Below are 21,754 nucleotides of genomic sequence, written 5' to 3' on the forward strand. Positions count from 1 at the left end.
GCCTAGGCGGGCTTGGGGGCCGCGATCTGGACCGGGTAGCCGTCCGGATCGGCGATCACCGCCAGCCGCCCGAAGCCCTCGTCGTGCGGCTCCTGGAGGATCGTCACCCCGAGCGTGCGGGCGTCGGTGATGAACAGATCGACGTCGTCGACCGTGAAGCCGAGCTGGAGCGACCCGGGCCGGACCGGCAGGTTCGGGCCGGCCGGGTGCAGCCCGAGCACGGCGCCGGCCCCCAGATCGAAGTCGAGCCAGTGCGGCGCGGCGTCCGTTCGCAGCTTCAGGTTGAGGATCGTCCGGTAGAAGTGCTTCGAGCGATCCAGGTCGCTGCAGACGAGCATCGCGAGCGCGAACGAGGTCACCGGCGCGAGGTTCGACGGGCGCCGGGCCTTCCTTCGTCCCCCCGTTCACCCCGCGGGCCTCGACTCGGCCGCGTCCGGACGCGGCGCAAACCCGTGAAGAAAAGATTAACCAGGACTTGCACTGGCCTTAACGAGCCCTGCACATCCCGGCTTACGTCGGGGGCTCGCTTCGTCGAGGAGATAGAGGAGGGGCGACCGGCGTCGCTCCGCCGCTCCGGAGTCGTGAAAGGCCGCTCCCATGTACCAGGCCCAGGACCGCTCGAGATTGATGACGCTGGCCGTTGCCGGCCTGCTGAGCCTCTACAGCGCCTCGCTGGCCGCGACGCCGCTTCCGGCCGAAAACTTTACCATGCACATTCCGGCAGCGTACTCGGCAGCCTATCTGTCCGCACTTCCCGCCGCGATCGCCGCGTCGGCCGACCCGTCGGCGGCCCTGGCGCAGCCGTGAAGGCTCGGACCGGCTTGACGATCGCCGGTGCGTTCGCGATTCCGATCGCGGCGCTCGGGATCACGGTCGGTGGGGTCTGGCTCGCATTCGACCACATGCAGCACCTCAAGGATGGGATGCTGGCCAAGACGTCGTTCCGTGCCCATGCCCGAGACATTCTGCTCCAGCTCAACGCCCAAGAGTCCTCGGTCCGCGGCTACGCGCTCACCAAGAGTCCCGCTGAGCTCGAGGCCCGCGAGGAGGCGCAGAAAGAGTCCGACGACGACCTCGACTTCCTGCGCAAGCACCACGCGCTCTTGCCGAGCGTCGACCTCGACTTGGTGGCCTCGACGCTGGCGGAGGTCGACACGCGCGAGGCCGACGCCGTCAAGGCGATCGCCGCCGGCACGGCCGGCGCCGAAGCGGCCCGCGGCTACAGCGGTGACGTGACCGCGCTCAAGGACGCCGTCTCCGACACGCTCGCGAAGGCGAACACCGCGGCGAACGCGGCGTCGCAGCAATTCGACGACGAGATCCACCGCACGGAGCTGCTGATGGTCGGCCTGGGCATCTTCGCCCTCGTGGTCACCTTCTTCGTCAGCGGACTGCTGGCGCGCCGGCTGGTGAAGCGCCTGACCGCGGTCTCGGCCGCGCTGCGCACGATCGTGCGCGAAGATTTGGTCGCGCTCTCCGCCGTGCTGACGCGGCTGGCCGGCGGCGATCTGCGCGGCGCGTTCTCCTCGCACCGCGAGCATCTCGTCGACGGCGACGGCGACGACGTCACCGATCTGATGGAGAGCTACAACGAGCTGGCCGACGGCCTCTCGACGATCGGCGATCAGGTCAACACCGGGCTGGGCTCGCTGCGGCAGCTGATCGGCGGCGTGATGGGCTCCTCGCGCAGCCTGGCGCTGGCGTCCGAGCAGACTTCGAGCGCCGCCAACCAAGCCGCGACCGCGGTCGAACAGATCGCGCGTTCGGTCGACAGCGTCGCCGGCGGCGCCAGCGACCAGGCCGCGCAGATCGTCTCGGCCGGCACCGCGATCGAAGAGCTGGCCCGCTCGGCCGAAGCGATCGCCCGCGGCGCCGCGCATCAAGCCGACGCCATTCAAGCCGCGACGACCGGCTTGCAGCAGCTCGACGACGGCATCGAGTCGCTCTCCGCGCACGGCGGCGAGCTGGCGCGCACGGCGCGCGAGGCGACGGCGCAAGCCAGCGGCGGCAATCAGGCCGTCGACGAGACGCAGCGCGCGATGCGCGAGCTGCGCGACGTCTCGCAGAACGCCGCCCAAGCGATGGTCGCGCTCGAAGAGCGCTCGCTGCAAGTCGAAGAGATCGTCTCGACGATCGAGGAGATCGCCGACCAGACCAACCTGCTCGCGCTCAACGCCGCGATCGAAGCGGCGCGCGCCGGCGAGCACGGCCGCGGCTTCGCGGTCGTCGCCGACGAGGTCCGCAAGCTGGCCGAACGGTCGGCGCACGCGACCCGCGAGATCAGCGCCATCCTCTCCGCGATTCGCACCGAGACCGTGAAGGCCGCCAACGCGATGCGCGCCTCCGGCGCCTCGATGGACGGCGGACTGCACGTCGCCGAACGCGCCGCCGCCGCGCTGGCCGGCGTGCGCAGCGCGATCGACACGACGCGCAGCGTCGCCGAAGAGCTGGCCGAGCGCGCGCACGCGATGCGCGACGCCTCGACCCGCGTCACCAGCAGCGTCGCGCTGGCCGCCACTGGCGTCGAGCAGAACGCGGCCGCCGCCGGGGAGATGCGCGCCACCACCGAGTCGGTCACCTCGACCATCCTGCCCGTCGCCGCGGCAGCCGAAGAGCAGTCGGCGGCCGCGCAGCAAGCGGCGCGCGCGACCAGCGAGCTCGCCACCGGCGTGCAAGAGATCGACGCCACCGCCCGCGCGCTGCGCGAGCAGGCCGAACGCCTCGACGAGCTCGTCGCGCGCTTCCAGATCGACGAGGCGGCGGCCGCGCTGGGCGGCGGCAGCGACATGCAGATGCTGGCGCCCCTCGCGGAGCGTTCGCTGCACTCCGCCGCTTAGGCTTCGACCGGGACGCGTCCGTTCTGGGCCAAATCGTCGAGCTGCGCGCGGTTCTCGCGCTCCAGCTCGGCGATCCGCGCCGGATCGGCGTGGATGCGGCCCAGCGCGCGCTCGTCGCTGAGCACGCCGCGCAGATACGTCCCCGTGTGCGACTCCGGGTTCGCGGCGACGTCTTCGGGCGTGCCGGTGGCGACGATCGTGCCGCCGCGGTCGCCGCCCTCGGGGCCGAGGTCGATCAAATAGTCGGCGGTCTTGATGACGTCGAGGTTGTGCTCGATGACCAGCACGGTGTTGCCCATCCCGACCAGTCGCTGCAGCACGTCGAGCAGCTTGTGGATGTCCGCGAAGTGCAAGCCCGTCGTCGGCTCGTCGAGGACGTAGAAGGTGCGTCCGGTCGCGCGGCGTGACAGCTCGGTGGCCAGCTTGATGCGCTGCGCCTCGCCGCCCGAGAGCTGCGTCGCCGGTTGGCCCATCTGGATGTAGCCCAAGCCGACCTCGCAGATCGTCTTGAGCTTGTTGGCGATGCGCGGCATCGTCGCGAACAGCTCGGCCGCCTCGTCGACGCGCATCGCGAGCACGTCGGCGATCGACTTGCCCTTGAACTTCACTTCCAGCGTCTGGGCGTTGTAGCGCTTGCCGTGACAGACCTCGCACGGCACGTAGACGTCGGGCAGGAAGTGCATCTCGATCTTCACGATGCCGTCGCCCTGACAGCCCTCGCAGCGGCCGCCCTTGACGTTGAACGAGAAACGCCCCGGCGTGTACCCGCGCATCTTCGCTTCGGGGACCAGCGAGTACAGCTCGCGGATCAGGTCGAACGCGCCGGTGTAGGTCGCCGGGTTCGAGCGCGGAGTGCGGCCGATCGGCGACTGGTCGATGACGACCATCTTGTCGAGCGCCTCGGCGCCCTTGACGCGGCCGTACGTTCCGCCCGCCGGCTGGTGGTGCAGGTGCTGGTCGAGCGCCTTGACGACGACCTCGTTGACCAGCGTCGACTTGCCCGAACCCGAGACGCCGGTCACGCAGGTGAAGACGCCGAGCGGAATCTCCACGTCGATCCCGCGCAGGTTGTTGGCCTTGGCGTTGACGACGGTCAGCAGGCTGCGCGGCTTGCGCCGGTGCTTGGGAATCGCGATGAACTGCCGGCCCGAGAGGTACGCGCCGGTCAGCGACCGCGGGTTGGCCTCGATCTGCGCGATGTCGCCGACGCTGAGCACGTGGCCGCCCTCAGCGCCCGCCCCGGGGCCGATGTCGACGATGACGTCGGCGGCGCGCATCGTGTCCTCGTCGTGCTCGATGACGATCAGCGTGTTGCCGATGTCGCGCAGCGTCTCGAGCGTCGCCAACAGCCGGTCGTTGTCGCGCTGATGGAGTCCGATCGAGGGTTCGTCCAGGATGTAGAGCACGCCGACCAGCGAGCTGCCGATCTGGGTGGCCAGCCGAATGCGCTGCGACTCGCCGCCCGAGAGCGTGGTGGCCGTGCGCGAGAGGTTCAGGTAGCCCAGCCCGACGTTCTGCAAGAAGCCCAGTCGCGCGCGAATCTCCTTGAGGATCTGGTGCGCGATCTTCTGTTCGCGTTCGGTGGTCGTCAGGTCGGCGAAGAACGCCGCCGCGGCCTCGACCGACATCGTCGTCGTCTCGTGGATGTTCTTGCCGGCGACGAACACGCCCAGCGCCTCGGGCTTGAGCCGCGCGCCTTGGCAGACCTTGCAGGTCGACGCGCTCATGTACTTCTCGATCTCTTCCTTCACGTAGTCGGAAGAGGTCTCGCTGTGGCGGCGCTGCAGGTTGTTGATGACGCCTTCGAACTGCGACTCGTACTCCCACTGCTTGCCCGAGCGCGACTCGTAGACGAACTTCTGCTTGCGGTCGGCGCCGTAGAGGATCGTATCGAGCACGTCCTCCGGCAAATCTTCGACCGGCGTCGAGGCCTTGCAACGGCGCGAGCGCAACAGCCGCTCGACCTGCTGCATGTAGTACGGGTTGGTCGAGGGGTAGCGGCCCGAGCCCATGTTCTTCGACCAGGGCACGATCGCGCCGTCGGCGATCGACTTGGTGCGGTCGGGGATGACCTTCCACGGATCGATCTCGATCTTCACGCCCAGGCCGCTGCACGCCGGACACGCGCCGTAGGGCGAGTTGAACGAGAACAGGCGCGGCTCGAGCTCCTGGAACGAGATGCCGCAGTACGCGCAGGCGAACGACTCGCTGAAGGTCGCTTCGACCCACTGCTCGTTGTTGCTCTTGGTGGTGCCTTCGTTGACCTTGCCCTGGTAGAGCACGGTCACGATGCCGGTCGCGAGCTTGAGCGTCGTCTCGATCGAGTCGGTCAGCCGCCCGCGCACGTCGGGCTTGACGACCAGCCGGTCGACCACGACCTCGATCGTGTGCTTGCGCTTCTTGTCGAGGTCGATCTTCTCGCGCAGCTCGCGGATCTCGCCGTCGACCCGCACGCGCGCGAAGCCCTCTTTGGCGATCTCCTCGAACAGCTTGGTGTACTCGCCCTTGCGCCCGCGCACGACCGGCGCCAGCAGCTGGATCCGCGTCCCCTCGGGAAACTGCAGGATCTGCTCGACGATCTGCTCGGCGGTCTGGGCCGAGACCTCACGCCCGCACTGGTAGCAGTGGGGCTGGCCGATGCGCGCGTAGAGCAGCCGCAGGTAGTCGTAGATCTCGGTGACCGTGCCGACCGTCGAGCGCGGGTTGCGCGAGGTCGACTTCTGGTCGATCGAGATCGCCGGCGAGAGCCCCTCGATGTAATCGACGTCGGGCTTCTCCATCTGGCCCAGGAACTGCCGGGCGTAGGACGAGAGCGACTCGACGTAGCGGCGCTGCCCCTCGGCGTAGATGGTGTCGAAGGCCAGGGACGACTTCCCCGACCCGGACAGGCCGGTGATCACGATCAGCCGGTTGCGGGGGAGGGTCAGGTCGACGTTCTTGAGGTTGTGCTCCCGTGCGCCCTTGATGACGATCGCGTCGAGGGCGTGCGTGGTCCCGTCCGGCATCGAACATATGACCGCATTTCCGCGGCGAAGGTTGCCGCCGGAAAGGCGATCAGACGGTCGCTCGGCTCGCTCAGTACGGGGCCGGCGGCGGCGGCGGGGTTGGGGTCGGGGGGACCGTTCCGGCGCGCTCGAGGTTGAGGTACTCGCCAACCACCAGCAGGGTGGCGTAGGCGACGACGACCTGGGTGACGATCGCCCCGACGATCGGTCCGATCAGCGGCGCGAAGCCCAACGCGGCCCCGACGATCCCGCCGAGCAGTCGCAGCCCGAAGACGACCACCGCGACGATCAGGGTGGGGAAGAAGCGCGCTACCGCGAGGCGGAGCGACTCGCTGATGGCGGCACCGGCCGGCCGGTCGCCGACGATGGCCGCGGGAAACGCGTACAGCGTGAAGAGCACGTAGGCGAGGAACGCCAGGCCCAGGGTCGGGATCAAGAGCACGACGGCGATCACCGCCAGCACGAGCAGCCCGAGCCCGACCAGGACGATGCGGCCCGCGTCCCGTTCGAAGATGCGCGTCCCGTCGGCGAGCGTCGTGGTCCCCTGCAGCCAGGCCGCGCCGGCCATGCCGGTCGTATAGGCGACCGTGGCGATGTACCCGATCAGCCCGATCAGGCCCAGCAGTAGACTCCCCCAAAAGTTGCCGCCGAACGTCGTGACCGATTGACCGTTGGCATCGATGACCGTCGTCTGGGGCGCCAAGAGACCGGTGGCGACGCCGACGATGAGGCCGATGACGATCCCCGGCACGATGATGATCCAGTTGCGGTTGAGGAGCGCCCAGGAGCGGGCGAAAATGCTTTCGATCGGTTGCTCGACCATGATGGTCAGGCAGGTTCGTCCTTCAAGCGCCCGGTTCCCGGGGCGACGCGAGCGGAATCGCGACCGTGGCGCGCTCTACGGACAATCCGTGGCGATCAAACGCCGCGCGCGCGCCTCTCCGGCGGCCGCGCCGGCGGCGAACTGGGGATACCTCCCGCTGTCCTGCGGCTCGGGCTTGCGCGACTTCAAGGCTCGGTATCGCTCGGCCGCGGTACGCAACAGTCTGCACTCGCGGTCGCGATCGTGAGCTTGATGGGCCGCGACAGCGCCCGCCGCAGCGTAGGCCGCCGAGTCGAAGAGGTCGCCATTCCGCGAATTCTCTCCGGGCGGGCCCCAAGCGGCCGATGAACGACGCATTGCGCAGGCGTAGAGCGCCTGACTCAGTCTCTCGTAGAGCGCCATTTGATCGGCAGCAGACATGCGTGAGGTTCCCGCTTCTATCGCGCTGTCCGCCGCTCGAAGCTCGTCGACCGTACGCGGATCGCACGTGCCCCCGAGCGCGGCCGCCCGAGCGAACGACACCGGCGGCGATGCCACGGCTCCCAGGGAGAGCCCGACCATCACCGCCGCAAGAACCGTCCAGCCGCTAAAGCGCATCGAATTGCGAAATCAAACTCTCCGCCTGGGAGGCGACGACGCCGTAGGATTCGAGGTCGGCGACGTCCATCGCTCCGCCGACGTTCGCGATGACGCTTCCCGCATTGGGATTCGTCAACGTTCCCATCGCCACCAGCGCGACGCCGCCTCCGTTGCCGCCGACTTCATACGGGACCAAGGCCAGGAACCCAAACGTGCAGCGGTAGCCCGTCGGGCAGTTACTCTCGACGACGCCGGATGGAAAGGTCACGCTCGTGAAGCCGAGGTTCGTCAGGTACTGCAACGCCACGGTCTCCGGTCCGGGGGCGGCCTGTGCCGAGGCGGTCGATCCGCTCGACGCGATCGCGATCCCTGCCGCGACGGCAAGCGCGAGCAGGCGAAACGCGTAGGCCACACTGTGCTTCATGTCATTCACCATGATCTTCGGCTTACTTGAGGACTCGGTAGAATCGTGAGGGTAGATTGGGATACGACGGGGGGAACGACGGTCCCGAAACCCAGACGAACGCGGCGTTACTGCTGGAGTTCGAGTAGACCGTGGTGCATCCCGCGTTCATGCAGATCCCGATGTGTCCATCCTGGTTCTGAATGTCGAGGTCGCCCGGCATCGTGTTCGCCTGCGTGATTTGGACTCCGCGTCCCGCCTGAAGTGCCGCTTCGACAGATGCGACGTTCAACGGATTCACACCCAAAGGCGCCAGTCCGATCGCCTGCAATATCTGATTGACCGCCCAGGCGCACCCCTCGACGCCGTTGTTCGTCCCCGGCGCGTTCTTGCTCGACATCCGACTCGCATAGGCTGAGGCCGCCTGGTTCGCAATCGCTTGGCCGAGAGATGTTCCGCCCGGCGGCGGCGTCGCAGGCGGCGGCGGCGGCGGGGCCGTCGGTTGAACCGTCGGCGTCGGCTGCGGTGATGCTCCGGTAACGAGAATCGTCACGGTGTACGGCGGAGCGACGGAACCGGTATCCATGTCTTCGAGGTTGATCGTCGAGATGAACGGGCCCGGATTCGTCGCCAACGAAGCCGCGATGTTCAAAACGTTCGGCGCGTTCCCGGCCGTCGTTGGCGACGACCAACTCTCCGAGATCCCGCCGCCAAATGGACTTATGATGAACCAGTCGATCGTGTCGGCGGGATTACAGCCTTCCAGCACACCTCCGACGTTGGTCGAACACCAGAACGAGAGCGATCCCGAGCCACCTTGGGGTATGACGAGCGCATAGTTGGACGAAGACAGCGGCGACATGCCGTTCTCAGCAACGCCCGCGGTCGATACCGGCGCCGGCGTCGTGGTCGGTACTACCGTCGGTTTTATCGTCGGCAAGCAGGTCGGACAGGTCTGCGCGGGAGCAACGCGCAGGATACTGCCGGTCGCTTTGACGGATGTCCGCGGCGGCAAATAGAGCACCGGTAACGCCGGACCAACGACCGTACCGCCGTCGCTTTTGCCATCGACGCGCTCATAGCCGAGGGACTGTCCGGAAGACGGCACGAGCGCGCCGCCACGTGACGGCGCGACGTTCCCTGCGCCCGCGCACGCGGCAGCGATCACGAGCAGTGCAAATGGCAGCGTTCTCAGCAAGATTTTGTGCAAGTCGGCAACCCCCGAAAACGAAACATGCGATCGCTCGTGTGCCTAATCGCTAACGAATCGGAGCCCTACCTGTCAAGCAAATTGCGAGAAGGTGCTATATGTTCACGTTATTCGAACTGCTAGGAACCGGAGTCGCGTTGAAGCGCGTCCGCGAGCGGAATGACGCCGAGGACGTCCTCGATCGCGACGATCGTCGCGTCGGGTGGGCGCGCGCCCTCCGGCAACGGGATCGCGTGGACGTCGATCAGGACGGTGAACAAGCCGGCCTCGGCCGCGCCGACGACGTCGCGCTCGTAACGGTCGCCGACCATCGCGGTGCGCTCCGGCGTGCTGCCCAGCACTGCGCAGGCGTGGCGAAACAGCTCGGGATCGGGTTTCACCATCCCGACCTCGTCGGCCAGGAAGAACGCGTCCATCTTCTCGCGCAGGCCGAGGCGATCGATCTTGTCGTGATGGGTCGCGGCGAAGCCGTTCGTCACCAGGCCCAGCCGGCAGCCGCGCGCGCGCAGGTTCGTCAGCACGTCGAGCGCCCCCGGCGAGAGCGCGAGCACGTCGGCGCGCGCCGCGACGTACGCCTGCGCGGCACGCGCGGCCAGCGCCGGGTCGTCGATGCCGACGGCGCGCAGCGCGGTATCCCACATGCGCTGGCGCTCGTCGCCGATCGCGCGGTTGAGCGACTCCGCGGTCAGCGAGTGCCAGAACGTCATCGCCTCGCCGTCGTAGGCGTCGGCCAGCGCTTGCGCGTCGACGCCGCGCTCGCGTGCCACCATCTCGGCCGCCGCTTTGGCCGCCGCGCGGTACGCGGTCGTATCGTCGTGGAGCGTGTCGTCGAGGTCGAACAACACGCAGTCGATCGCGCGCGCCATCAGAACCGCACCAGGAACGAGCGCAGCGCGAACGCGCCGAGCGCGAAGCGCAGCTCCTCGTCGACGATCGACGCGTCGCCGGCGATCGGGCGTTCGACGGCGTCGATCGGCTGCGCCTCGCGCATCCGTCCGCCGCAGCGCAGCGCGACCGCGCGGTTCGCGCCGTCGAGCTCGCGCACCCGCACGACCACGCCGCCGCCGTCGTCCGACGGATAGGTCGCCACCACCAGCACCGCGTCGTCCTCGCAAGTGAACAGCCGCACGCGTTCCTCCTCGGCGTACGCCAGCCAGCCGTGCTCGAGCGCCGAGATCGTCGCGCCGGCGGTCGGCACGAGCGCGTACGAGAGACGGCGTTCGCCGCGGTCCGCGTTCGGATCGGGCCAGCGCGGCGACCGCAACAGCGAGGTGCCCAGCCGCACGCCGCCGTTCTTGAGGCCGAGCGCGCTCCAACCGTAGAGGTCGGACGTGAACACCGCCAGCCCGCGCTCGCCGGCGGCGACGTGCGCCCAGCGCTGACCGGGGACCTCGAAACGCGCGCGCTCCGCGTCGGTGGTCGGATAGGCGGTGCGCACGCGCGTGCCGTGCGGTTCGCCGAAGCGCACCGTTTGCGCGGGGAGCGCGACCCGGTGCTCGGCGCGCAACAGCACGTGGTCCTCGTGCCAGGCGACGGCCAGCTCGACGCGCAGCCACGGCTCGTCTTCGTGCAGCGCGACGCGCATCGTCGCGCGCGAGCGTTTGCCGACCGCCAGCTGCACGCGCAGCGCGTCGTCCTCGAGCCGCGCGTCGTTCGGCCGCACCCGCACGGGCCGGCGCTCGTAGCCCGCGTCGACGTTCCAGGCATCCCAGCGCTTGGGCTTGTCGACGAACGCGACGATCCCGTTCGCCACCGAGACCACGTTCGCGCCGTCGCGCGCGCTCAGCTCGTCGACCGTGCCGTCGGCGCGCAGGCGCGCGCGCACGAAGTCGTTCTCGACGATCCAACCGTCGCCGTCGGCGTGCGGGCGCACCGGCGCCGAGACCGACGGGCGCACGTCGCTGCGCGGCAAGATGCTGCGCGCCGCGGCGGCGACGCGCTCGAGGATCGCTTCGACGTGATCGTAGTCGGCGTGGACGTCGGCGTAGACCGGCGTGATCGACGTCCCCGGCAAGACGTCGTGGAACTGCCCGCGCAGCACGATCCGCCACGCGGTGCGCAGATCGTCGGCCAGCGCGCGGCGCACCGTCTCCGGCGCGCGGACGGCGACGCACCACGCCGCCAGCTCCTCCGCCCGCGCCAGGCCGCGCTCGCACGCCGCGTTGCGCTGCTTGACGTCGTGATGGGTCGTGTACGTCCCGCGGTGCGTCTCCAGGTACAGCTCGCCGCGGTAGTCGGGCAACGGCCGCGCGCTCACGCCGGCGAACCAGTCCTCCAGGCGCGTCCACCCGTGCGAGCCCGGGCCGACCTGCGCGAGCTGCTCGTCGGTCGCGCCGCCGCCGCCGTCGCCGTACCCGACGACCAGCGGCTCGTGGCGCGTGCGCGCCTTCGCCAGCCGCTGTTCGCCGACGCCGCCCTCGTACGCGTCGACGACCGCCGCGGTCAGCGTCGCGCCGTCGTCGCCGATCCAGCGGAACTGCGGATAGGGCCAGCGCGTCACCTCGTTCCACTGCAGCTTGGTGGTCGCGAAACGGAACACGCCGGCGTGCGCGGCCAGCGTCGGAAACGAGCCGGGGAAACCGAAGCTGTCGGGCAGCCACGCCACGGTCGGCTCGACGCCCAGCTCGTCGCGCATCCAACGGATCCCGTGCGCGAACTGGCGCAGCAGCGACTCGCCGCTGGGCGCGTGACAGTCGGGCTCGACCCACATCGTCGCGACGCCCGCGTCCCAGCCGCCGCCCAGCCGCGCGCGGATGCGCTCGAACAACGCGCGGTCGGCGGCCGCGACCCAGGCGTAGAGCTGCGGCTGGCTCTGCGCGAAGACATAGGGAGTCGTCTCGACCTGGCGCAGCGCGGTCGCGAACGTGCGCAGCGCCTTGCGGCGCGTCGCGTCGTACGTCCACAGCCACGCCACGTCGAGGTGGGCGTGCCCGACCAGCGGCACGTCGATCGTCTCGCCCGCGCCGTCGGCCGGCGCCGGTTCGACGGTGAGCACCTGGGCGGGACGCTGCGCCGCGTGCGCCAGCATCCAGCGCCAGCGCACGCCGTCGCCGGCCGGCAGGCCGCTGGTCGGCACCGAGCTGCGCTCGACCTCGAGCGTCACCTCGTGCCGGCCGGGCTGCGGCGGCAGCGCGATCGTCGCGTGCTGCACGTCGAACGCGCCGCGCACGACGCCGTCGATCCGCAACAACGCGCCGGTGCGCGTATGATACGTCAGGTGCAGCGGGCCGTCGGGGAAGGTGACGGCCGCGCCCAGCGTGACGGTCGCGTCGGCGCGCGCGCGGACGGCGAGCCGCGCATGCATCAGGACAGGACCGCGTGCAGCAGGTCGTTGTGCGTCGAACAGTTGGCTTGGGCGGCGTTGTGCGAGTCGAGCACGTAGCGGAACGTCACCGCCAGCGGGTCGTGCGTCTTGCGCGCCGGCAGCTGGATGCGGAACGCGGCGGGATAGTGACGCTGCGGGCCCAGCGGCGGAATCGGCTGCGCACCCAGGACGGTGCCGTTCTGGACGATCTCCAGGTGCTGGCGCGTGTCGTTCGGCTGCGCGACGACACCGCGATTGCGCACGTCGACGGTGACGATCGCGTTGTCGAAGCCGCGGTTGGGCGCGCTCACGATCTGCAGCTTGGGCGTGGCGACGAGCAGATCGGCGCAGGGCGAGACGTCGGCGGCCAGCGCCGCGGCCAGAACGAGATCGAGCATCGTCTCCTTGCCTGTGGCGCGCGAGCGCCACGTTCCTGCGGGTTACACGGCGTCGCGTTCGCGCAAGTGCGCCAACAGCGCGTCGGCGACGACGGCCGGTCGCTCGCGCTGCAGGAAGTGACCGCAATCCGGCACGATCCGCACCTCGTACGGCGCGTCGAACAGGGCCGCGCTGCCGTCGGCGCTGGCCGGCAAGGTCGCGCCGTCGTCGCGTCCCAACAGCGCCAGGGTCGGGACGGTGACGTGCGGTGCGCCCTCCAGGGCGGCGCGCTCGGCCGCGTAGCGTTCCGCCCCGGGAACGAAACCCCAGCGCTGGCGATACGACGAGAGGACGATCGGCACGAAGTCGGGGTTGGCGAACGAAACCGCGGTCACGTCGTACTCTTCGCTGGTCGGATGCCAGCCGGGCGACCAGTGGCCCCACAACGACCGGCAGAACGCGTGCCGGTTCGTGCGCAGCTCCTCCTCGCCGCGCGGGGTCGCGAAGTACCACTGGTACCAATACGCGCGGCCCTGATCGACCGAGAGCCGCTGCGCGGCGACGTTCGTTCCGTAGGCGACGGCCAGCGCGGTCAGGCTGCGAAACCGCTCCGGCGCCAGCACCGCGGCGGCGTAGCCGGCGCGCGCACCCCAGTCGTGGCCGACGTAGTCGAACTGCTCGAACTCCAGCGCATCGGCCAGCGCGAGCACGTCGGCGGCCAGCGCCGCGATCTCGCCGGTTCGCGCCGCACCCTCGGCCAGCGTCGTCGGACCGAAGCCGCGCACCCACGGCGCGATGGTGCGAAACCCGGCGTCGACGAGCGGCGGGACGAGCGCGTCCCAGGTGCGCGCGTCGTCCGGGAAGCCGTGCACGAGCAGCAGCGGACGGCCCTCGCGCGGTCCGTGCTCGAGATATGCGATCCGTGCGTCGCGCGTCGTGACGAAAGCCGCTTCACCCACCCGCGCGGGCTTCGGCAGCCCCGGCCCCGCCCCTAGCGTGCAAGTTCCGTAGAACTACGGACGTGGCGCAGCGCACGCCCGAGCTATCGTCGGCGCATGACATACGCACTCATCGCCGCGACGATCGTCCTGCACGCGTGCATCTGCCTGCTGGCGGCGGACTTCTTGGCCGGCGTCGTCCACTGGGCGGAAGACACCTGGCTGCGTCCCGGCATCTCTCCGCTGCTCGACAAGTGGGTCGTCCTGCCGAACCTCGAGCACCATCAGCGCCCCGGCGGGATCCATTACTGGGGACACTGCGGCACCCCCCCGCGCGCGATCGCGCTGCTGCAGCGGCTAGGCGTGTTGCAGCCGGCCGCGCACCACGCGCTGCATCACAAGCGCCCGTACGGCGTGCGCTACTGCACGACGACGACGTTCCTGAATCCGGTGCTCGACCGGATCGGCTTCTGGCGCGGGCTGGAACGAATCGCCGAGCGCTGCGGGGCGCGCGTCCACCGCGCCACCCCGGCGCGCGGCGGCTACTGAACGGCGATGATGCCGAGCGCGATCGCCCGGGCCACCGCGCGGGCGCGCGAGTTGACGCCGAGCTTCCCGGTCACCCGCGCGACGTGCGTTTCGACCGTGCGCGGCGAGATGATCAGACGCTGCGCGATCTCGCCGTTGCTCAGACCGGTCGCCAAGAGGGTAAGGATCTCGTGCTCGCGCGCGGTCAGCGGCTCGACCGGCGCCTTGGCCGACGGCGCGAGGGCCGGCGAGGCGCCGGTCGCGCGCCGGGCGAGGAGCAGCTCGACGCTCGGCGCGTGCCCGTGGTCGCGCACGCGATCGGCGAACGGAACATCGCCGAAGCGGCGCGCCAGCAGGCCGGCAAACGGACCGCTTGCCACGCGCGTGCGCCCCGGCGTGCCTGCGCCGCGCTCGGCGCGCCGGCTTGCGCCAACGCGAGCGCGCTGCGCCCGCTCTCGGGGCGCACCAGCCACAGCCGCGCCAGCAACGGCGCGACGAACGCGTCGGCCTCCCACGGTTCGGCGTCGTACCAGACGACGTGCGGCTCGTCGGCCAGCGCGGCGAGCAGCGCCCGCGCTGCGACGGCCACGGAGCGATCAGCTCTCGCGGTCCCAGTAGTCGAGCGCCGGGCTCGCGCGCACGATCGTGTCGCCGACCTCGATCAGCACCTTGTCGGAGTCGGGATAGAAGCAGACGTCGGTGTCGTAGGCGTAGCGCGCGATCATCAGGACCTCGACCTCGTCCTGCGTGTCGTTCCAGAGCCGGTGCGCGCCGGCGGGACCGACCGGAAACGCGACCAGATCGCCTTCGCGCAGCGCGAACGTTCCCTGCGGCATGCGCAGCGTCGGCGCTCCGCGCAGCACCAGCAGCAGCTCCTCTTCGCGCGCGTGCCAGTGCGTCGGGCACAGGTGGACGCCGGGCGGCAGCCGGTACGCCGCCGTGCCGAGCTCCATCCCGCCGAGCAGATAGCCGACCTCGGCCGTCCACGCGCCGCGGAACGCCGGCGGCGCGTCGAGACCCTGGAAGAAGCGCAGCTCGTCGAGGTTGACGCGGAAGGTGGCGACCCCGTCGCGCGCGGCGAACATCGCGTTGAGCGCGGCGTACGCGTTGCCGAAGATGCACGCGCCGTCGCCGACCAGCAAGTGATCGGGCTTGACCGCGCGCAGTCGGCGCAGCGCGAGCAGCGCGCGCGCCGGATCGGCGAGCTTCGCGTCGGGCATCAGCGTCAGCGCACCCGCCGGCGTCCCCCAGATCGCGTCACCGACGATCACGGCCTTGCGCGCGCGGTCGAACAGCGCGACCTCGCCGGGCGTCTTGAGTCCTTCGAAGCCCAGCACGCGCCAGCCGTGCACGAGGTCTTCCGGTTGCAACGTCGCGTCGGGCGCGCGCGTCAGCTCGGCCGCGTCGAGCGCGGGCGCGAGGACGCGCGCACCGGTCGCCGCGGCGACGGCCGCGCTGCCGCGCTCGTGGTCGCGGTTGGTCACGATCACCGCCGCGACGCCGCGCTCGCGCAGCTCGGCCAGCAGCGCGTCGTCGGGCGCGATCGGATCGACGACCAGATTTCCCTCGCGCGTCTCGACGAAGAAACCGTTGAAGTCCAGGTTGCGGTCGGGCTGCCACGCCGACCACGACCAGATCCCGGGGACGACCGTCTGGCGCATGCCGGAGACTTCCGACACGAACCGTCCCGCTCCTCATCGCCGCCCGCTCCGCGCGGGCCGTGCGATCAGGACAAGGCCCGCACGATCTGCTCCGGCTCCATCATGCCGCTGATCGCGCGGCGGTTCGGCCAGCCGTAGGCCGGGACACCCTGCACGCCGGCCGCATGCGACGCCGCGATCGACGCGTTCACCGCCGGCGCGAAGGCGTGGCGCTGCCAGGCGGATTCGACGTCGGCCCGCGAGATGCCGAACGGCGCCGCTTGCGTCGCGATGATGTCCGGATCGGCGATGTTCGCCCCGTCGGCGAAGAACGCGCGCGACACAGCGTGATGAAAGGTCGCCGCCGCGTCGTCGCCGGCACGCGAGCGGACCAGCTCCATCGTCTCGAGCGCGAGCCGCGAGTTGGCGTTGCGCCGCGGCGGATCGATCGGCAGGCCCACGTGCCGCGCGAGCTCGGTCAGCCGGGCGCGAATCGCCGGCCACTGGGCGTCCGAGAACGGCTTGTCAGCGCCGCTCGGCGGCACCTCGGGATGGAGCTCGAACGGCAGCCAGCGCGTGCGGACGCCCATTTCCTTCGCCGCCTGCTCGATCCAGACCGAACCGAGATAGCAGAACGGTCAAACGACGTCCGACCAGACCAGCAGGACGCGCTCGTCGGCGTGCGGCTGTGCGGTGCTCACGTGTCCGTGTTCGGGCCGTGCGGGGTCGCTTCCCGTTCGGCGGCGTGCTTGACCAGCGCGATCGAACGATACATCGCGTGCACCAGCTTCCCGTACGGCGCGGTCGTGAACAGCCCGACGATCGTGCCCAGGTGCACGATCAAGAGCGTTCCCATCGCCGGCGTCGTGCGCAGCGCGAGCAGCGCCAGGCCGCTGAGCGCGGCCAGCTCCAGCAGGACGAGGAACGCGTCGTCGAGCGCGAGCTGCCGCGCCGCCGTCGGGGCGGGATCGCTGCGTCGCTTGACGACGAACAGGCCGGCGGCGCCGATCGCGAGCGCGATCCCGCCGAGCGCACCGAGCGCGACCGGCGGACTCCACAGCGGATACGGCGGCACGCGGTGCAGGAACTCCTGACCGATTGCCGCCAGCGTCGTCGCCGCGAAGTTGGCCGTGACGCCCCAGAACACCAGGCCGTGGAAGATCCGCCGGCGGCTCGACCCGCGGCCTTCGTCGTAACAGCCCACGCCGCCGCCGCGCAAGTACGTCAACGCGAGCGCTTCGCGCAGGGCGGTGCGCAGCGTCGATCCACGAACGAACGGCGCGCCGCCGCCGATGTCGCGCGCGTACGCGCGGCCGGCGACCACCAGCGCGAACGCGCCGGCGAGGACGAGCGCGGTTGCGCCGGTGACCATCACCGTATAGGGCAGCACGCGGTAGAACGCGCCGGGGCCGAGCGCGGGCGTCCAGAGCGCGGTGGCGCCGGACGCGAGCAGCACCGCGCACAGCACGATTGCGATGCCGGCGGCGACGGCGAGGACGGCCGTTCGGGCCGGACTGCGCAGCAGCGCGCCGAGCACGGCGGGCCTGGCGTAGCGCGCGTAGGTCTGCACGCGCGCCTGCGCCATGATCGCCGGGATGTTGACCGCGTAGTCGTGCGGCGGCGTGAACATGCAGGCGTCGAAGCACATCCGGCAGTCGTGACACAGACTCGAGAGATAGGCGAGGTCGCCGTCGCCGATCGCCGTGCGCAGCTGCGCCGCGCCGAACATCGCGCAGAAGCCTTCGCAATAGCGGCAGGCGTTGCAGACCAACAGCTGGCGGTCCAGCTCCGTCGTCAGGTCAAGCTCGAGCACGGCGTGCCGCCCCCGTCCCTGCCAGCCGCCCGAACGTCGAGCCGATCGTCAATCCGAAACCGGCCAGATACCCGCGGGTGAGGATGTTGCCGGCCATGCACTCTCCGGCCGCGAACAGGTTGTCGAACGGCGCGCCGTCCTCGCGCAGCACCTGGGCGGCCGCGTTCACGGCGACGCCGAGATAGGTGAACGTCACGCCGGGGCGCAGCGGGTAGCCGAAGAACGGCGGCGTGTCGATCGGCTGCGCCCAGTTCGACTTCGGCGGCACCAGGCCGTCGGTCGTGCAACCGTCGAGCTCGCCCAGGCGCACCGTCCCGCCGGGCCGCACCGCCGCGTTGAATGCGCGCACGGTGTCTTCGAGCGCGTCTGGCGACAGGCCCAGCCGTGTCGCCAGCGCGGGCAGCGTATCGGCGCGTTCGGGCCGGTAGACCGAGGGGATGAACCCCCGCGCCGTCTTGGCGTCGAAGATCGCGAACGCGGTTTGGCCGGGCAGCTCGGCAATCAGCTTGCCCCAGATCGCGTAGCGCTTGGGCCACAGGTCCTCGCCTTCGTCGTAAAAGCGCCGCGCCCGCGCGTCGACGGCGATGCCGAACGGGATCGCGTCGATGCGGGTCACGATCCCGCCGTCGAAGCGTGGCGCTCGCGCGTCGACCGCGACGGCGTGGAAACCGCGCGGATCGCCGATCGGTTGCGCACCGATCGCGTACATCGCGCGCAGGGCGACGCCGGTGTTGTGCGGCGTACCGCGGATCGTGAAGCGCGACGCCGCCTCGCCCCAGTACTCGGCCAGCCATGCGACGTCGGCCTCGAAGCCGCCGGCCGCCACGACCACCGCGGCCGCCGCGACGCGTGCTTCACGTCCCTCACGCTCGTAGACGACGTCGGTGACGCGCAGATCGTCCGCCGTCAGCGCGCGCACGGTCGCCTCGTACGCGACCTCCACGCCCAGTCGCAGCGCGGTATCGTAATAGGTGTTGACGAGCTGTTTGCCGCCTCCTAAAAAGAAACCGTTGGTGCGGTCGAGATGCAGCGCGCCGGTGAGGGGCCGCTGCCACCGGATGCCCTGCTCGGCCATCCACGCGGCCAGCGTGGTCGACTCGCCGATCGTCAGCCGCGCCAGCGTCTCGTTCGTCTCGCCGCCGGTGACGCGCAGCAGGTCGTCGAACAGCTCGGCTTCGGGATACGCGCCGGTCGCCGCGGCGTTCGGCGCGGCGTGCGCGAAACGCACGTCGCGCGTATGCCGGGTGTTCCCGCCGCGCAGCCGCATCGGCGCACGCTCGAGCAGCAGCACGCGCGCGCCGGCGCGCCGGGCGGTGATCGCCGCGCACAGGGCCGCGTTTCCGCCCCCGCAGACCACGACGTCGAATTCGCCCGAAGACATTTCTGTCGGCCGGATTGTAGGACAATAATGTTGCCAGGTCAATACAGGATCATGAAGACCGAGGCGGCTTCGTCGCGCGCGGATCGCGACGCGACCCATCGGCTGCGCGAAGCCATCACCGCCGGGCGCTTTCAGCCCAACGAGCGGCTGATCGAAAAAGACTTGGTCGAATGGCTCGGCACCAGCCGGGGCAGCGTGCGCGTGGTGCTGGCGCGGCTCGAGCAAGAAGGGCTGGTCGTGCGCGAGCACAACCGCGGCGCGCGTGTGCGGCTGGTCTCCGAGCACGACGCGGTCGAGATCGTCGAGGCGCGCTGCGCGCTCGAGGCGCTGGTCGCGCGGCACGCCGCGGTCAACGCGAGCGACGCCGACGTCGCGCAGCTGCGCACGATCATGCGCGATCTCGAGGAGCTGCGCCGGCAGGGCGATCTGCTGGCCTACGCCGACCGCAACCGTGACCTCCACGCGACGATCATCCGCATGTCGCGCCACCACACCGCCGCCGCGCTGCTGACGATGCTCAAGTCACAGAGCGTCTCGTTTCAGTACCGCTCGATCTTGCAGCCGGGCCGCGCGGACCGCTCGATCCACGAGCACGAGTCGCTGGTCGAGGCGATCGCCGCACGCGATCCCGACCGCGCTGAGGCCGCGATGCGCGACCACCTGGGCGCGGCCGTCGCCGCGCTGCGCGCCTCGATCGCGTCGGGCCGCAACGCGCGCGGCTGATCCGCTCAGGTGCCCTTCTCGGCGCCGAAGTAGTGGATCAGCTTGAGGATCCACTGATGCACGGTGTAGACCTGGCTGGCGTCGCCATAGGCGAAGTAGAGTTCGTTCGGACCGACCCGCTTGTGATAGTCGAACGAGACGTTCCAAGCGTTGATGAACAACGGCGGCGCGGTCTGGTCGATCAGCGGCGCGGTGCCGTCGATGCGGCGGATGCCGAACGCGACCGACTCGTTCGCGCCGATGGCGTAGTTGTAGCTGGCCCGCTCCAGCCACTGCACGTTGCGACCGCCGCGGTCGAGCGTCTGATCGGTGTCGTCGGCCTCGAGCGTCAGCGTCGCGCGCTTGCCGGCGCGCATCGTCGAGCTGCGCAGCCACGCGTCGAGTCGGCCCGGGCCGAAGCGGCCGCCGTTCCACGAAACGACGGTCGGCGTCGCCGACGAGCCGTGGTTGCCGTTGTTGCCGGGATTGTTCGCGGTGCCGCTGTGCCACGTGAACTGAATGCCGTCCTGCGAGACCGGCGTGAAGATTCCGCTCGGCAGTCGGAGGTAGCTCGAGCCGATGCCGCCCTGGATGTCGATCAAGTCGTGCATGAGGACGTCGAGCGAGACGTTGTTGTCGGTCTGATCGAGCGCGCCGGTGTGGTCGTGATAGCGGTCTTCGAACTGCCAGAACTGAATGCTGTCCAGCCACGAGGTGGCAGGGAACAGCCACTCCTTGTTCTGGAAGACGGCGTAGCCGCTGATATCGGGATGCTGGATGTAGCCGTCGACCGGCGTGTAGTACTGGCCGTAGTCGCGCAGCGAGGCGCCCAGGCCGTAGGTGTTGGTGTAGTAGTATGCGCCGCCGTCGATGCGCTTGTTGCGCCCGTCGTCGTCGGGGACGGCCGTGTTCTGGTCCTCGCCGAAGTTGAAGAAGGCGTCGATGTGTTGCGAATCGTTGAAGTGGATGCCCGTGGTCGTCGTCCGGTCGACCAGCCCCGGCAGATCGGCGTCGACCTGCTGGATCGCGTAGCTCCAGTAGTTGTTCGGCGTGTGCATCTGCAGCATCGTCGCGCCGTCGTCACGGCCGTCGCCGATCGCGTCGAAGCCGGCGAACGAGAACAGTCCCTGCTTTCCTTCGAACGCGTAGCCGTCGCGCGGCGTCGGAATCGACGGCGTGTAGAGCTGATAGGTGCCCGGACAGACGTCGCAGTCGAACGGGTCGTAATAGTTCGCGCCTTGAGTGAAGAACGGCCGAACCTCGGTGTAGACGCGCTGGTACGCGGTCGGCGCGATCGTCTGCTGATCGACCTCGACGTTCGAGAAGTCGGGGTGAATGGTGCCATAGACGGACGACGTCGCGGTGACCGGCAGCGAGAAGTCGGCGCCCATGCGCGAGGTCGAGAGGCCCGGGTCGTGTCCTTGCGCGCCCAGCGCGTAGAGGGCGACGCGCGGTTTCGCGCGGCTGACGGCCGCCGGCGGCATCCCGATCGCGGGCCCGGCGTAGTTGACGTCGTCGCCGTTGGTCTGCAACGGCCCCCAGCTCCAGATCTGCCGCTCGCCGGTCGAACGTACGACGCGCACGAACTGCAAGCGCCAATCGCTCGCGCCCGACCCGCGGATGACCTTGAGCGGAATCTTCATCGTCGTCACCCAGCCGCCGGGGACGGTGGCGCCGAACGACTCCCAGCTCGGATCGTAGGCCGTGTTCTCCGAGGAGTACTGGAAGTGCGTCCCGTTCGACGTCGCGGCGAACTGGTAGTAAAAACCGTTGGGCCCGTTGGGCCACAGGTCGACCCAGACTTCGTCGTCGGTGCCGTCGCCGACGTCGTTGGTGTGCTGTTGCTGCAGCAGCCCCTCGCGCTGCGCGTTGTCGAACCGCACGTAGAGGAAGGTGCCGTCGGTGGCGATGTGCGCAACGCTCGACTCGCTGGACGGCTTCTGATGCTGCACGTCCCAGGTCAGCGTGACGGCCTTCGCGTCGGCCCACGCCGTCTCGTCGGCCTTGGGATCGAGCGGCGGCGGCGAGGCGACCGTCGGAACGGCGATCTGGTGTGTGGCCGCCCCGGCCCCGAGGGGGCACAGAACGGCGGCCGTGACGAGAACGCACGACCCCACCAGCGAGCGGACCAACCGCACCAAAAAGCCTCCCGTCCTGAGTCTTATTTCTCTAAGACTAATCCCAAGCGAGTCTACTATTTCTTTAAGTATGCC

General features: G+C 69.9%; 18 protein-coding genes and 1 pseudogene. 4 read left to right on the forward strand and 15 right to left on the reverse strand.

All coding sequences use genetic code 11. The annotated features are described in order from the left end of the window. Positions 1-2: 2 nt before the first annotated feature. On the reverse strand, positions 3-359 hold the full coding sequence (locus VMD91_07930) for a VOC family protein (protein ID HTW83977.1): 357 nt from the start codon (positions 357-359) through the stop codon (positions 3-5). 238 nt (positions 360-597) lie between these two features. Here VMD91_07930 and VMD91_07935 point away from each other — a divergent pair, with 238 nt between their 5' ends. Continuing rightward, entirely contained in the window at positions 598-807 is a 210-nt protein-coding gene (locus VMD91_07935; GenBank protein ID HTW83978.1) for a hypothetical protein, read from the forward strand. After that, on the forward strand, positions 804-2,837 hold the full coding sequence (locus VMD91_07940) for a methyl-accepting chemotaxis protein (protein HTW83979.1): 2,034 nt from the start codon (positions 804-806) through the stop codon (positions 2,835-2,837). Before VMD91_07935 ends, VMD91_07940 begins: the two co-directional genes overlap by 4 nt. On the opposite strand, the gene uvrA is transcribed toward VMD91_07940, so the two are convergent. The 8 genes from uvrA to VMD91_07980 form a co-directional block, all read right to left on the reverse strand. Then, on the reverse strand, positions 2,834-5,842 hold the full coding sequence (uvrA, locus tag VMD91_07945; GenBank protein HTW83980.1) for an excinuclease ABC subunit UvrA: 3,009 nt from the start codon (positions 5,840-5,842) through the stop codon (positions 2,834-2,836). The genes VMD91_07940 and uvrA overlap by 4 nt on opposite strands. Before the next feature lie 70 nt (positions 5,843-5,912). Continuing rightward, positions 5,913-6,665 (reverse strand): hypothetical protein, encoded by a 753-nt coding sequence (locus VMD91_07950; GenBank protein ID HTW83981.1) that lies wholly within the window; start codon positions 6,663-6,665, stop codon positions 5,913-5,915. 586 nt (positions 6,666-7,251) lie between these two features. Beyond that, positions 7,252-7,668 (reverse strand): hypothetical protein, encoded by a 417-nt coding sequence (locus VMD91_07955; GenBank protein ID HTW83982.1) that lies wholly within the window; start codon positions 7,666-7,668, stop codon positions 7,252-7,254. A gap of 22 nt (positions 7,669-7,690) precedes the next feature. Beyond that, positions 7,691-8,815 (reverse strand): hypothetical protein, encoded by a 1,125-nt coding sequence (locus tag VMD91_07960; protein HTW83983.1) that lies wholly within the window; start codon positions 8,813-8,815, stop codon positions 7,691-7,693. A gap of 161 nt (positions 8,816-8,976) precedes the next feature. Next, a complete protein-coding gene (locus tag VMD91_07965; protein HTW83984.1) occupies positions 8,977-9,723 on the reverse strand; it encodes an HAD family hydrolase in 747 nt (248 codons plus the stop codon). Next, entirely contained in the window at positions 9,723-12,161 is a 2,439-nt protein-coding gene (locus tag VMD91_07970) for a glycoside hydrolase family 38 C-terminal domain-containing protein (GenBank protein ID HTW83985.1), read from the reverse strand. The genes VMD91_07965 and VMD91_07970 overlap by 1 nt, the downstream gene beginning before the upstream one ends. Next, the gene (locus VMD91_07975) at positions 12,161-12,559 is read right to left on the reverse strand and encodes a hypothetical protein (protein HTW83986.1); all 399 of its coding nucleotides are present in this window, start codon (positions 12,557-12,559) and stop codon (positions 12,161-12,163) included. The genes VMD91_07970 and VMD91_07975 overlap by 1 nt, the downstream gene beginning before the upstream one ends. Before the next feature lie 42 nt (positions 12,560-12,601). Continuing rightward, positions 12,602-13,498: an alpha/beta hydrolase gene (locus VMD91_07980; protein ID HTW83987.1), complete on the reverse strand. Its 897-nt coding sequence runs from the start codon at positions 13,496-13,498 to the stop codon at positions 12,602-12,604. 96 nt (positions 13,499-13,594) lie between these two features. Here VMD91_07980 and VMD91_07985 point away from each other — a divergent pair, with 96 nt between their 5' ends. After that, complete coding sequence (locus tag VMD91_07985) at positions 13,595-14,026, forward strand: fatty acid desaturase CarF family protein (protein ID HTW83988.1); 432 nt, start codon at positions 13,595-13,597, stop codon at positions 14,024-14,026. On the opposite strand, the gene VMD91_07990 is transcribed toward VMD91_07985, so the two are convergent. The 5 genes and pseudogenes from VMD91_07990 to tcuA form a co-directional block, all read right to left on the reverse strand. Further along, the gene (locus VMD91_07990; GenBank protein ID HTW83989.1) at positions 14,020-14,385 is read right to left on the reverse strand and encodes a LuxR C-terminal-related transcriptional regulator; all 366 of its coding nucleotides are present in this window, start codon (positions 14,383-14,385) and stop codon (positions 14,020-14,022) included. The genes VMD91_07985 and VMD91_07990 overlap by 7 nt on opposite strands. A gap of 216 nt (positions 14,386-14,601) precedes the next feature. Beyond that, positions 14,602-15,666: a cupin domain-containing protein gene (locus VMD91_07995; GenBank protein ID HTW83990.1), complete on the reverse strand. Its 1,065-nt coding sequence runs from the start codon at positions 15,664-15,666 to the stop codon at positions 14,602-14,604. Positions 15,667-15,731: 65 nt separating this feature from the next. Beyond that, positions 15,732-16,271, reverse strand: a pseudogene (locus VMD91_08000) (DsbA family protein). A 71-nt stretch (positions 16,272-16,342) separates the two neighbouring features. Next, positions 16,343-17,458 carry a tricarballylate utilization 4Fe-4S protein TcuB gene (tcuB, locus tag VMD91_08005; protein HTW83991.1) on the reverse strand — a complete coding sequence of 372 codons (1,116 nt, stop codon included), beginning with the start codon at positions 17,456-17,458 and terminating at the stop codon, positions 16,343-16,345. Next, positions 17,445-18,839: an FAD-dependent tricarballylate dehydrogenase TcuA gene (gene tcuA, locus VMD91_08010; protein ID HTW83992.1), complete on the reverse strand. Its 1,395-nt coding sequence runs from the start codon at positions 18,837-18,839 to the stop codon at positions 17,445-17,447. Before tcuA ends, tcuB begins: the two co-directional genes overlap by 14 nt. A 51-nt stretch (positions 18,840-18,890) precedes the next feature. Between tcuA and VMD91_08015 the strand changes: the two genes are divergently transcribed. Beyond that, positions 18,891-19,562 (forward strand): GntR family transcriptional regulator, encoded by a 672-nt coding sequence (locus VMD91_08015; GenBank protein HTW83993.1) that lies wholly within the window; start codon positions 18,891-18,893, stop codon positions 19,560-19,562. 5 nt (positions 19,563-19,567) lie between these two features. Here the strand turns inward: VMD91_08015 and VMD91_08020 are convergent, their stop codons facing one another. Next, the gene (locus VMD91_08020) at positions 19,568-21,679 is read right to left on the reverse strand and encodes a hypothetical protein (protein HTW83994.1); all 2,112 of its coding nucleotides are present in this window, start codon (positions 21,677-21,679) and stop codon (positions 19,568-19,570) included. Positions 21,680-21,754 lie beyond the last annotated feature (75 nt).

It is taken from the genome of Candidatus Sulfotelmatobacter sp. (assembly GCA_035504415.1).
In the GTDB taxonomy this organism is placed as follows: domain Bacteria; phylum Vulcanimicrobiota; class Vulcanimicrobiia; order Vulcanimicrobiales; family Vulcanimicrobiaceae; genus Vulcanimicrobium.

Excerpts from the sequence above, each read along its gene's own strand:
- VMD91_07935 (HTW83978.1), top strand. The coding sequence starts at position 598 with ATGTACCAGGCCCAGGACCGCTCGAGATTGATGACGCTGGCCGTTGCC.
- uvrA (HTW83980.1), bottom strand. The coding sequence starts at position 5,842 with ATGCCGGACGGGACCACGCACGCCCTCGACGCGATCGTCATCAAGGGC.
- VMD91_07950 (HTW83981.1), bottom strand. The coding sequence starts at position 6,665 with ATGGTCGAGCAACCGATCGAAAGCATTTTCGCCCGCTCCTGGGCGCTC.
- VMD91_07955 (HTW83982.1), bottom strand. The coding sequence starts at position 7,668 with ATGAAGCACAGTGTGGCCTACGCGTTTCGCCTGCTCGCGCTTGCCGTC.
- VMD91_07965 (HTW83984.1), bottom strand. The coding sequence starts at position 9,723 with ATGGCGCGCGCGATCGACTGCGTGTTGTTCGACCTCGACGACACGCTC.
- VMD91_07970 (HTW83985.1), bottom strand. The coding sequence starts at position 12,161 with ATGCATGCGCGGCTCGCCGTCCGCGCGCGCGCCGACGCGACCGTCACG.
- VMD91_07975 (HTW83986.1), bottom strand. The coding sequence starts at position 12,559 with ATGCTCGATCTCGTTCTGGCCGCGGCGCTGGCCGCCGACGTCTCGCCC.
- VMD91_07985 (HTW83988.1), top strand. The coding sequence starts at position 13,595 with ATGACATACGCACTCATCGCCGCGACGATCGTCCTGCACGCGTGCATC.
- VMD91_07995 (HTW83990.1), bottom strand. The coding sequence starts at position 15,666 with ATGCGCCAGACGGTCGTCCCCGGGATCTGGTCGTGGTCGGCGTGGCAG.
- tcuA (HTW83992.1), bottom strand. The coding sequence starts at position 18,839 with ATGTCTTCGGGCGAATTCGACGTCGTGGTCTGCGGGGGCGGAAACGCG.
- VMD91_08015 (HTW83993.1), top strand. The coding sequence starts at position 18,891 with ATGAAGACCGAGGCGGCTTCGTCGCGCGCGGATCGCGACGCGACCCAT.